The organism is Paenibacillus polysaccharolyticus (assembly GCF_023714295.1).
Taxonomy (GTDB): Bacteria; Bacillota; Bacilli; order Paenibacillales; family Paenibacillaceae; genus Paenibacillus; species Paenibacillus polysaccharolyticus_A.
Window position 1 is genome coordinate 93,418 of record NZ_JAMAUN010000010.1, and the last position, 11,768, is coordinate 105,185.

The 11,768-nt window shown below is 43.9% G+C and carries 14 protein-coding genes; 13 read left to right on the forward strand and 1 reads right to left on the reverse strand.

Going from position 1 to position 11,768, the window contains the following annotated elements; translation table 11 throughout:
• Window positions 1–74: 74 nt before the first annotated feature.
• Window positions 75–443: a helix-turn-helix domain-containing protein gene (locus M3629_RS21245; RefSeq protein WP_251509980.1), complete on the reverse strand. Its 369-nt coding sequence runs from the start codon at window positions 441–443 to the stop codon at window positions 75–77.
• 342 nt (window positions 444–785) lie between these two features.
• Here M3629_RS21245 and M3629_RS21250 point away from each other — a divergent pair, with 342 nt between their 5' ends.
• From M3629_RS21250 to M3629_RS21310, 13 genes are all read left to right on the forward strand, one after another.
• The gene (locus M3629_RS21250) at window positions 786–1,223 is read left to right on the forward strand and encodes a hypothetical protein (RefSeq protein WP_251509982.1); all 438 of its coding nucleotides are present in this window, start codon (window positions 786–788) and stop codon (window positions 1,221–1,223) included.
• A 154-nt stretch (window positions 1,224–1,377) separates the two neighbouring features.
• Window positions 1,378–2,136 carry a tyrosine-protein phosphatase gene (locus M3629_RS21255; protein WP_251509985.1) on the forward strand — a complete coding sequence of 253 codons (759 nt, stop codon included), beginning with the start codon at window positions 1,378–1,380 and terminating at the stop codon, window positions 2,134–2,136.
• Window positions 2,137–2,169: 33 nt separating this feature from the next.
• Window positions 2,170–2,925 carry a YveK family protein gene (locus tag M3629_RS21260; RefSeq protein WP_251509987.1) on the forward strand — a complete coding sequence of 252 codons (756 nt, stop codon included), beginning with the start codon at window positions 2,170–2,172 and terminating at the stop codon, window positions 2,923–2,925.
• On the forward strand, window positions 2,906–3,583 hold the full coding sequence (locus M3629_RS21265; protein WP_251509990.1) for a CpsD/CapB family tyrosine-protein kinase: 678 nt from the start codon (window positions 2,906–2,908) through the stop codon (window positions 3,581–3,583). The genes M3629_RS21260 and M3629_RS21265 overlap by 20 nt, the downstream gene beginning before the upstream one ends.
• Window positions 3,584–3,769: 186 nt before the next feature.
• Window positions 3,770–4,672, forward strand: coding sequence for a UTP--glucose-1-phosphate uridylyltransferase GalU (gene galU, locus M3629_RS21270; RefSeq protein WP_251509993.1), 903 nt, complete (start codon window positions 3,770–3,772; stop codon window positions 4,670–4,672).
• A gap of 35 nt (window positions 4,673–4,707) precedes the next feature.
• Window positions 4,708–5,367, forward strand: a complete 660-nt coding sequence (locus M3629_RS21275) for a sugar transferase (RefSeq protein ID WP_251510301.1) — start codon at window positions 4,708–4,710, stop codon at window positions 5,365–5,367.
• 34 nt (window positions 5,368–5,401) lie between these two features.
• Entirely contained in the window at window positions 5,402–6,778 is a 1,377-nt protein-coding gene (locus M3629_RS21280; RefSeq protein ID WP_251509996.1) for an O-antigen ligase family protein, read from the forward strand.
• Window positions 6,775–7,233 (forward strand): PssD/Cps14F family polysaccharide biosynthesis glycosyltransferase, encoded by a 459-nt coding sequence (gene pssD / locus M3629_RS21285; RefSeq protein ID WP_251509998.1) that lies wholly within the window; start codon window positions 6,775–6,777, stop codon window positions 7,231–7,233. Before M3629_RS21280 ends, pssD begins: the two co-directional genes overlap by 4 nt.
• Complete coding sequence (gene pssE / locus M3629_RS21290; protein ID WP_251510001.1) at window positions 7,230–7,709, forward strand: PssE/Cps14G family polysaccharide biosynthesis glycosyltransferase; 480 nt, start codon at window positions 7,230–7,232, stop codon at window positions 7,707–7,709. Before pssD ends, pssE begins: the two co-directional genes overlap by 4 nt.
• A gap of 46 nt (window positions 7,710–7,755) precedes the next feature.
• Window positions 7,756–8,823, forward strand: coding sequence for a glycosyltransferase family 4 protein (locus M3629_RS21295; RefSeq protein ID WP_251510004.1), 1,068 nt, complete (start codon window positions 7,756–7,758; stop codon window positions 8,821–8,823).
• 32 nt (window positions 8,824–8,855) lie between these two features.
• Window positions 8,856–9,800, forward strand: coding sequence for a glycosyltransferase family 2 protein (locus tag M3629_RS21300; RefSeq protein WP_251510007.1), 945 nt, complete (start codon window positions 8,856–8,858; stop codon window positions 9,798–9,800).
• A gap of 11 nt (window positions 9,801–9,811) precedes the next feature.
• The gene (locus tag M3629_RS21305) at window positions 9,812–10,834 is read left to right on the forward strand and encodes a glycosyltransferase (protein WP_251510010.1); all 1,023 of its coding nucleotides are present in this window, start codon (window positions 9,812–9,814) and stop codon (window positions 10,832–10,834) included.
• A gap of 25 nt (window positions 10,835–10,859) precedes the next feature.
• Window positions 10,860–11,765 (forward strand): glycosyltransferase, encoded by a 906-nt coding sequence (locus M3629_RS21310; protein ID WP_251510013.1) that lies wholly within the window; start codon window positions 10,860–10,862, stop codon window positions 11,763–11,765.
• Window positions 11,766–11,768 lie beyond the last annotated feature (3 nt).

Consider the following 11,768-nt stretch of genomic DNA (forward strand, 5'->3'; position numbering starts at 1 on the left):
TGATACACAAAAAGGCCCAGAAACCGGAGCAGGAAGTACTCGGAAACTGGGTTTTCTTTTCGGGTATCACATCATTAATCCATACTGCGTTCCATTCGCACAAAAGCGATAAAACGACGAGCTTCTTCCTCCGTTAAAGGTTTACCATCAATCATCAGATCAAAGCGCTCTAACACTTCTTTATCTGACAATTCAAGCGCATCCACGAATTCACGCACCTCTTCATCCATAACCATATCACTTTGCTTCGTACGTCCAATCAAATAATCAATGGACACATCGAAAATGTCAGCAAGCCGCGTTAACACCTCGAAATCCGGTTTGCGCCGGTTTTTCTCGTAGTGGGAAAGAGCCGCTCTGGTAATATGAATGGAGTTCGCAAGTTCTTCTTGAGTAAGTCCCCGCTGTTCTCGTAATTCAGCAATGCGATTTCCGTAGCTCATAAGCTATTTCCCCCTGAACACCATCATATATATTGAAACAATCCTGAGCCAAGTTTTTGATCAGGGCAAGCTTTCCTGCAAAGGTACTACGCCTCATTCGTTTCATATACTTCACTTCTAAAATAGGTCTGTCTAAGGACAGCTCATATTGTCGTAAATCAAAAGAACCATGTCCAAATACCGCTTGACATGATACGTATTGTATCGTAAATTGAACGTATGGAGTTACAAAATGTATCATTATTAGTATTTTAAGTATTTCCTCATGGACTGAGTGTTATACCTGTCAAAAGTAAAAGAGTATTGTCCATGTTGGCCAATCCATTCTAAAGGAATGAAATCATGAATTCAAAAATTCTTCAGGAATGGGCCGATCTGAAACCAAATGTCCATATGTACATTCAGGAGTTTCATGGGAAAATGGTAGATCGCAAAAGACGTCCCGTCCTGTTACTTGGTATGGACACACAAGCGATCACTTTCCTGAGCGACCTGAACTTACCCGTATTATCAGAAATGGTACTAGGTTTAGATGTAGAAGACAGCCGTTTATGCGTCAGGCTTCATGCCAAGCTGCAATGGAAACAGCCTTTTGGAGAGTTGATATTGTATCATTCAAACTTGCATATTCAGAAAGAGCAAACACTATATATAACTGGACAGTTAAACAGAATGCTTACTGAAGTTGAATTCGAGGCGGTTCCCCGTTCTACATACGGGAATGCAACAGAGCCAACTCCACAGTTAAAGCCTTATCGTTACATTGATTTTACCATATAGGATGAGGTGAGATCTGAACATTTTCTGAACAAGCATGTACTTAACGCCATTTTACTATATTTCGTAGCGTTATGCATTAGTTCTTTAACACCAAAAGCATTTGCGCAATGAATAAAGAGGCGAGGAGGAGCATACTATTTCTGGAAGTTTGGATATGGTTGAAATGCACTGCCACATTCTATTCGGTCTGGATGATGGTCCTGTTCGGTTGGAGCAGTCCGTTGCGATGGCCGAGAAGGCAGTAGCTTCAGGAATTACCTCCATTATTGCAACTCCGCATCACCTGAACGGACATTACAACAATGAACCAGAGGTAGTCAATCAGGCTGTCCTTATGCTTCGTGCTGAGCTTGCCAAACGGAATATCCGTTTGCAGATTGATCCCGGTCAGGAGATCAGAGTGCACGATGGGCTGATTGAAGATTTGTATGCAGGAAAGTGCTGCACACTTGCCGGTAGTCGTTACATGTTGCTGGAGCTGCCCTTTGGTCATATTCCCTCACAGTTCCCCGGAATACTGCATGAACTGCGAATCTCGGGAATTACCCCTATTATCGCTCATCCGGAACGTAACCTTGTCATTTTGAAAAAGCCATTGCTGTTGTCCGAATACTTGAGGCAAGGCGGACTATGCCAGCTTACGGCTGCATCTTTCACGGGGCTTTTCGGACGAAAAGTTCAAAAATGGTGTTTTCATTTTTGCAAAGAAAACGGGTTTCATTTCATTTCATCAGATGCTCATGATAGTTGCAAAAGGACATTTGCGCTGGAAGAGGGGGCCAGAGAGATAAGACATCGCTTTGGTACTGAAGCAATGAATCATTTGACGTTGAATGCCTCTTCCATTCTGACGAATTCGAGAGTGGTTCCAAAACGATGGAAATTTCGCAAATGGCTGCTGTCTATCTGGTAGTTTACATAGGATTGATTACAACGTTTAGGAGGAATGAAAGTGGAACTGAAGGGATATTTTCGAATCTTGCAAAAAAAACTGTGGTTAATTGTAGTTATTGCGCTAATTGCTGGGGTAGGAGCAGGCGTGAAAAGCCTCTTTTTTACCCAACCGATCTATGAAGCCAGTTCCAAACTGATCGTCAACCAGACTTCAACGATTGAAGGGCAGGCGATCATGGACTTCAGCATGATTCAAACCAATATCAAATTAATCAACTCGTACCGGGAAATTATTAAGTCTTCGGCGATTATGGACAAAGTTGTCTCAACCTATCCGGATCTGGGTCTAACCTCTAATGAACTTATGAATCGAACCTCCGTCTCTACGGCCAGCGAATCCCAAGTGATGAGCATTACGGTACAGGGGACTACCTACGAAAGTGCTGCAAAAACGGTCAATGCGATCTCCAAAGTGTTTCAATCTCAAATTCCTCTAATTATGAAAATTGATAATGTGGCCATCCTCAGCGAAGCCAATCTCAATAGCAATGTAGCCCCGATTAATATGAAAACAACTTTAAGCATTATCGTCAGTCTGTTTGCTGGTCTTGTACTCGCCGTAGCTCTAGTATTTCTACTTGATTATCTGGATGATACGTTCAAATCAGAAACCGAACTGGAGAAAGAGCTGGGATTACCTGTGTTAACGGTCATATCCAAAATGAAAAAAGAAGATCTGAAAAATACGAAAAATTACGTATCACAACAGAAAGTAGGGGATGGCACATATGTCACGGTTAACCAGTGAGAATAACAGTTTGGTGACTTACTTTAATCCCAAATCCCAAATCTCGGAAGGTTATCGCAAGCTACGAACCAATATCCAGTTCTCATCCATCGACAATACTATTCATAAAATTATGGTTGCTTCGGCCGAATCAGGTGAAGGCAAGACAACGACCATTAGTAATTTGGCGGTGACATATGCCCAAGAGGGAAAAAAAGTGCTGCTAATTGATGCAGATCTGCGAAACCCCTCCTTACATCGAGTCTTTTCTGTGCCTAATCATGTCGGGTTAAGCAGTGTGCTTTCGAATCAGTATGCCGTAGAAGAGGTGCTGAGGGACAGTTACATTGATAACCTGCAGTTGTTCACCTCCGGTCCGATCCCTCCTAACCCTTCCGAGATGATTGGTTCCAATCGGATGAAAAGCCTGATGGAGAAGCTGGAGAATCAATACGACGTCATCATGTTTGATACACCTCCCGTGCTGACTGTGACGGATGCACTGATCGTAAGTTCATTGTGTGACGGAGTATTACTCGTCGTAAATGCAGGTAAAGTCAAAAAGGAATTGGTAAAGAAAACGAAGGCTCATCTGGAACATGTCAATGCTCGTATTCTGGGCGTTATTCTCAACAATTTAAAAGCAAGTGCAGGTTCAGTCAGTTACGGCGAGATATGAAAGAACCTGAAATTTTTATTTCAAAGGTAATGTCTACTGTACCTCTATCACTGTAGGCACTCGGTCATGCTGTGGGTTTTCGAGACCTTAGACGTATATCGTCAAAGGCATGACGTGAGGAGGGGTTAAATGCCCGTATATTTATGTTTGGTGAAAAAATTAAAAAAAGAGGATAGGGTGGTATTTATGAAAAAAGTGAGAAAAGCAATCATTCCTGCAGCTGGATTGGGAACGCGTTTTCTGCCAGCCACAAAGGCCATGCCCAAAGAAATGCTCCCTATTGTGGACAAACCAACCATTCAATATATCGTTGAGGAAGCCATTGCCTCTGGAATTGAAGATATTATCATTGTAACAGGAAAAGGTAAGCGGGCTATTGAGGATCACTTTGACAACGCATTTGAACTGGAACACAATCTCCTGGAAAAGGGAAAGCTGGGCCTACTAGAAGAGGTGCGCAAATCATCTAATGTGGATATCCACTACATAAGACAAAAAGAGGCTAAAGGACTGGGGCATGCCGTTTGGTGCGCACGTAACTTTATCGGTGATGAACCGTTCGCCGTCCTGCTTGGGGATGACATCGTTGTATCCGAAGTGCCTTGTACGAAACAACTCATTGATCAATATGAACAAGTTCATCAATCCATCGTTGGGGTACAGACAGTTTTGCCTGAACAAACGGATCGATATGGTATTGTGGACCCATTACAATCGGATGGGCGTTTGACGGAGGTTCTGCGATTTGTGGAAAAGCCTGCTCAAGGAACGGCGCCTTCCAACTTGGCGATTATGGGGAGATATGTCCTGAGCCCAGAGATTTTCGAATATTTGGAACAACAGGAAATTGGTCAAGGGGGAGAGATTCAACTTACAGATGCGATCCAACGTTTAAATGAAACACAAGGAGTGTACGCTTACGACTTTGAAGGAGTGCGATACGATGTCGGTGAGAAGCTCGGATTCATTTTGACAACTATCGATTTTGCTTTACAGAATCATGATCTTAAATTTCCTATGCTCCAAGCGTTGCAACAAATTCTTGACAAACATGTTGTAGAGCATGTGGTTGGGAGGGATTATGAATGAGCTCAACTCCGCAGACTAAGGAAGCCGAGATCGTAATGGACCCCAGTCTGGGATATAGATCAGGCAAGTTAACCAGGCAAAATGCGGATAAAGTTTATTTATTTATGAAAAGAATGCTTGATTTTCTCGGTTCTTTCATAGGTTTGATTCTATTGTTACCCCTATTTATTTTGCTTGCTGTGTTAATCAAGATGGAAGACCCCAAAGGCCCTGTTTTTTTTCGTCAGGTTCGTGTGGGACAGCATGGTAAGGAATTTTATATGTATAAATTCAGGTCCATGGTTGAGAATGCTGAGGGTATGCTGGACCAGCTGATCGATCAGAATGAAGTCAACGGGAATATGTTCAAAATGAAAAATGATCCACGTATTACACGCATCGGCAAATTTATTCGAAAAACGAGCCTGGATGAACTTCCGCAGCTGTGGAACGTTTTCAAAGGGGAGATGAGTCTTGTAGGGCCACGTCCGGCTCTGCCGAGAGAAGTACAGAATTATACTTCCTACGATAGACAACGTCTGCAGGTGATGCCGGGTTGCACGGGACTCTGGCAAGTGAGTGGGCGAAATAGTGTCGGCTTCAAGGAGATGGTTGAACTTGATTTGACCTATGCGCTTGAGCGTAATCTGTTGATGGATATCAAAATCATTTTCAAAACATTCAAAGTGCTGCTCGGTTCAAAGGATGCATTTTGAAACAAGATTCTGGTTCTGAGGTGGCATAGCAGATATGCAAAAGACCGGTTTAGTGGCTGCAACGGATATGAAGGTTTTTAGGATCATTTTTTTATCGCTGGTTATCGTTGCTGCAGCTATCTATCTTCCACTAGTTTCGGTAGCTGCGCTATTGTTTGTAATCCTGCTGGGTGTGTATATCAAGCACCCCAGTTGGATTTTTATTATGTTTGTGATCAGCTTTTCCTTGTCCATTGACAAGATCTTCAAAGTACAACTCGCCGGACTTGATTCACTGTCCTTTTACAAGCTGGCGATTCTTGGATTTGTCGTTTCACTTTTTCTACGTTACGGCATACGTAAACCATTAATTTACCCGGCACTGGCCATTACGTTTTTATTCGTGGAAAGCTACTTTCTTTCTGATCTGCCGAGCAGGGTTAGTCCGCTTGATCCGTTCAAAGCATTTCTAGGGGTAGTGGTTCCCTTTCTGTTATTGATACCTCACTTCACACATGAGGTTAGCCGGCGTATTATCCATGTGCTAGCCTGGCTACCAGTACTCAGTCTGGTAGGGGGCTATTTTCTCCAATTGGGTGGCATATTGTCCATTATGAATTTGGAAATATCCGGTGTGACACGTTTGCAGGGAGCAAATATTGCCGCACATCTGGCAATGCTTTGTTTCATTTCGATCTGTGTCTGTCTCATTCAGATCAGACAGGGTCAGCAGGCCGTATTGTTCTATATGTTGACACTGACACATCTTATCATTCTGGTGCAGACGGGAACACGTGGACCATTAATTGCACTGATTCCGATCATTCTGGTGTATCTTTTTGATCAGATGAGAGCCTTTGTTAAGGGTAGAGTGATTGCGGTCCTTCCCCTCATTTTATTCGTTGTGGCTGTGACCTACATGGTTATCGCACAGTGGGACAATTATGAGATGAGATCAGAGAGCAAGGGACTGTCTGGTAGGGATGTGGCCTGGAGTTATTTTATTGAGAAAGCAAACGAATATCCTATTTTTGGCCGCGGCTTGGGCTCTACATTGGTTGCGAACGATGGGAGCATATTTTCGGGGTTTGTTGTTCCGCACAATGAGTACATTCGTTTTTATTATGATGGTGGACTTGTGGGTGCGATTCTGTTATTTCTCTCGCTACTGCTCGTATTCCGGGTCATCTATCATCGTCTGAACGGTATCATCAAGTTATATTTTTTAGGTATGATTGCAGGGTTTCTGACATATTCATTTTTCGATAACACGTTGTCTACAGTACATCTCATTGCCCCGTTTTGTATTTATTTGAATGCATTGTATACAACTGGAGAGGGCCGGAATGCCGGAAAGACAGCAGTAAAAGAGGCCGATTCACAGTTGCAGCATACGGGGGAAGTATCCTTTCCAAAGGAGATTAGAACATGAAGGTCTGTTTGATCAGTTCGACGGGCGGCCATCTTGATGAATTGACCAAGATCATTCCTGCGGTGGAAGACCATGACTACTTTATCATCACGGAGAAAAACAAAAGCAAAAGCGTGGATACTTCCCGGAATAAAGTGTATTTCCTGATGCAGCAGGAGCGTAAAAACCTGTTGTTTTTGCTTGTTTTTGCTGCAAACATCATCAAATCACTCTATTTATACCTGCGTGAACGTCCCAAAGTCATCATTACGACAGGGGCAGGTGCGACATTTCCATTTTGCCTGTTTGGTAAACTATTCGGCGCCAAGCTCATTTATATTGAAAGCTATGCCAAAATTTATTCCTCCAGCGCAACTGGACGACTGATGTACAAAATTTCGGATGAGTTCTTCATTCAATGGGAAACGTTACAGGACAGCTATCCCAATGCGAAGTACAGGGGGGCGTTATTTTGATTTTCGCGATTGTGGGGACACAGCGCTTTTCGTTTGATCGCATGTTTGCACTGCTGGATGAAGCGATTGAAGCTGGAACCATTCAGGAAGAAATCGTGGCGCAATCGGGTTACACTTCCTATGAACCACGTCACTTCAAAACAATTCCGTTCCTAAGCCAAGAAGAGATGGATGCGTATATCGAGGGCAGCCGATGTGTGATTACGCATGCCGGTATAGGCTCCATCACGAATTGTCTTGAACGGGGAAAGCCGGTTGTTGTTATTCCTCGCCGCAAAGACAAAGGTGAGCATGTCGATGACCACCAGCTTGAGATTGCCAAGGTATTTCAGGAGCGCGGTTATGTTGTTGTTGCGGAAAGTCAGTCCGAACTGCGCAAGGTGATCCCTTACATCGGGGAGATGGAATTTCAACCTTATGTAAGGCAGCCATCTGATCTGATTTCTACCATTAAAAGTTATGTGAACAGTCTGTAAGGCGGAGTCTAGATCAATGGATTAACCATGAGAAAAGGAGTCTGTCATGAAACCAAAAGTATTGGTTGTTGGATCATCCTTGAGGGATATGGGTGGAATTGTGAGTGTAATCAAAAATATCGAGGATTCCTCCATCTCCGAATTGTACCCCATGCAACGGGTCGAAACCTACATCACGGGCAGCGTGTTCTCACGTCTGCTTATTTTTATTCAGGGATATCTGAAGTTCTGGATGAAGCTGTACACGTTCAAACCCGATATCGTGCATATTCATATGGCCAACAATGGGAGCTTTTATCGAAAATCAATGTTCTTGCTCACAGCACGCAAGCTGTTTCGCAAGTCGGTTATACTTCATATTCATGCGGCGAGCTTTGACGAGTTCTACAACAAATTTCCCCTGCAACGCAAGTATTGCCATTATATATTAAATCAGGCCGACAAGCTGATCGTGTTGTCCCATACGTGGAGAGAATACTTCGCCACCATCGTGCCGGAGAATGGGATAGAAGTGTTGTATAACGGGGTATTCGTAAAAGCACCACTACCCAAAACGCAGCAGGCTGCGGTGAATGCTCTGTTCTTGGGCAGACTTGGGGAACGAAAAGGAGTCTATGATTTACTTCAATCCATTCAGCAATTGAAGGCAAAAGGAATCCATGCAATCTTCAATTTAGCAGGGGATGGTGAAGTCAATGAAGTCAAAGCGATTGTACAGCAATACGGGATTGAGGATTGTGTTAACGTACTCGGCTGGATTAACGGAGAGCAAAAGGAAAAGCTGATGCAGGAAGCGGATTTCTTGGTGCTACCTTCCTATCATGAGGGATTACCTATGGCTATACTCGAAGCGATGAATTGTGGCTTGCCCATTATCTCGACCACAGTGGGGGGGATTCCTGAGGTCATTACATCTGGTCATAATGGGCTGTTAATCGAGCCGGGAGATGTGCACGGGCTGACAACGGCGCTGACCGATCTCATTACAGATGATGAGGCCAGAAAAAAAATGGGCTCATATAACAGAGAGATTATATCCGAACGATTTGATATTAATCTGCTGATGGGCAGATTGTCAGGAATATATGATGCCTTACAGGCAAAAGTATCCTAGTGAAATCCGAATGAACAGGAAAAGGTGATGGTATGAATCCTTTGGTATCTTGCATCATTACAACCCATAATCGGGTCAACTTGTTAGAATTTGCACTGAACAGTGTGCTTGCGCAAACATATCCGGAATTAGAAATTTTCATTATAGACGATGGCTCGGAGGACACGACGCCCGAGGTCTGTCAAGCTTGGGCTCGTGATGATGAGCGCATTCGATATATTCGGGTGCCCTTCCCCCAAGGAGCCAATCATGCGCGGAATATAGGCATATCCCAAGCGAATGGTAAATATGTTGCTTTTCTGGATGACGACGATGAGTGGAAGCCTGACAAAATTAAAATTCAGTGTGAGGTGCTGGAAAAGACGGAGGAATCCTTTACCTTTTGCAGTAAATATCTGGCGTATACCAATGATCAGCATCAGGTGGTCAAACGAAAGTTATCTGTAGAAGAGCGGGATGTCATTCGTTACGAGGATCTGCTTACCTTCAATTGGATTGGAGAAACGTCCAAGATCATGGTACTGACTTCGCTAGCCCGAGATGTAAGGTTTGATGAGAATTTAACCTCGGCTCAGGACTATGATTTTTATCTGCGTATTCTCCAACGGGGATATGTCGCCATTAATGTAAAAGAAGTGCTGGTAGATATCAATATTCATAGTGGCCCGCGTATCTCCACCTCCACAAGTGCCAAATATAAGGGACAGCGCAAAATCATTTTAAAGTATTACAATGATATGTCCAAAGAGCAGAAGCGCCGCCAGCTGCAACACTATCGCATGTTGGAATGGTCCCGGAACAGGATTCGCAATCATGTATATCTGAAAAAAGCTTTATCGTTGTATCCATGGTGGAGAGACTGGGTGCTACTCAAGCGGAACACCAAAATTATACTGCTGGGTTACCTGATGCGGTTCCAGGCCAGACGTATGGCAGGAGCATATGCTGAGGAACCTGTACGAATGAAACTGAAGTAAGAGGTGTGTGGATGGAAAACCCGACAGTATATATGTTGCCGAAGATGATTGAGAACAACAAGTTTAATGAGCTTTTATCCGGATCCATTGAGAATAAGGGGTGGGAGGTAAAGCAGTTTACGAAAAAGAATCTGTTGAGGCTTAAAAAGAATGATATCGTACATTTTCACTGGCCCAGCTTCTATTATAGAGGCTCATCTGTATTGTCCACCACAATTAAGGCCATGCTTTATGTGCTGATGATTGCTTATGCACGTCTTCGCGGGGTGAAATTATTTTGGACGGTTCATAACATCTGGCCACATAACAGCGGAAAAACTAGATTTGATTATTGGATGCGAAAAATATTGGTGGCCAATTGTGTGAAGCTGATCGTTATGGGCAAACCGCTGATTCCCGAAATTTGTTCAACCTTCGGTGTGGGAGAGGACAGAATCGAGATTATTCCTCATGGCCACTACAAAGGGGTATATAAGGGAAAAGGAACAGACATCCGTTCGCGGTTTGGAATTCCTAAGAATAGCTATGTTTATGGATTCTTCGGGCAAGTTTCCCCTTACAAGGGAGTGGATGATCTGCTTGACGCTTTTGAGGGCCTACAGTCGGAACAAGCACATCTACTAATTGCCGGAAAAAAAGTGGAGAAGTACGAACTAGATACACAGGTTCTCCAGAGCGGCAAGGTGCATACTCATTTTCATTTCATAGAAGATGATGAATATTCGGATTATTTTGCTGCCGTCGATTCGATCATTCTTCCTTACAAACAGATTGCAACCTCTGGAAGTGCCATTCTGGCTTTGAGCTTTGGTAAACCTGTGGTGGCACCACGGATCGGCTTGCTGGAGGAATATTTGCCTGATGATTGTGCCGTGCTTTATGACCCGGCGGACCCGGATGGATTAATTAAGGCCATGCATCTGATCCGAATGAAGCAATCCGAGTATGAGGAAGGCAGCGGATTTGTCAAAGCGCTGGAACGGCTGGATTGGCCGGTCATTGCGCAGCGAACACTTACGCTCTATTCAGGTTAACCTATTTTAAGAATATGGGGATGAAATGATGAAGGTGACTGTAGCAATATGTACGTATAATCGTGCACAGGATGCTATAGAGGCGATACGCAGTGCTGTTCGGCAGAGTTATCCCTGTGATGATTACGAGATCATACTGATTGATAACAATTCAAAAGACAACACTCGTGATCAGGTATTGCAAACGATTCTGCAGCATGAACAGCATCATATCCGATATGTGCTTGAAGTAAAGCAAGGCTTATCTGTGGCTCGCAACCGTGCCATTCAGGAAGCCCGTGGTCAGTATATTTTATTTTTGGATGATGACGCATTTGCTTGCAAAGATTGGATTCGGCAGATTGTGCATGTGTTTGAAATGGATCAGCAGATCGGATGTGTTGGCGGACGAATTGATCCAATCTGGGAAGTCCCCGAACCGATGTGGATTCCGCCGGAGAACCGGTCGTTGTTCACAATTTTGGATTTTGCCAATGAAGTGACCGAGATGAAAAGCCCCTCGATTCCCTTTGGGGCAAACGTAGCCTTTCGCCTATCGGTCTTTGATGAGTTGGCTCCATTCCGTGAAGATTTGGGCAGAGTGGGGAACAATCTTCTCTCTAGTGAGGAGAGTGAACTGATTGCACGAATTCGAACCCGATATAAGGTGTATTACACGCCATACGGGGCGGTGCAACATAAAGTGGCCAAGGAGCGGACGACGAAAAACTGGTTTCTGCGCCGGATCTACTGGCAGGGGGTAAGCGATGCGATCAGGGATCAGCATCGGGGAGTGTTACGTACAATCAAACATGGCATCAAGCTGGTGCAAGGCATCACAACGGCACTGATATATATTTATAATGCTGATCGTTTTACACGCCAACTGGCCAAAGTATGTTATCGGAACGGAATGATCGTTGGATCGCTTCGTCAAAACAGTAAGGGATGAGGA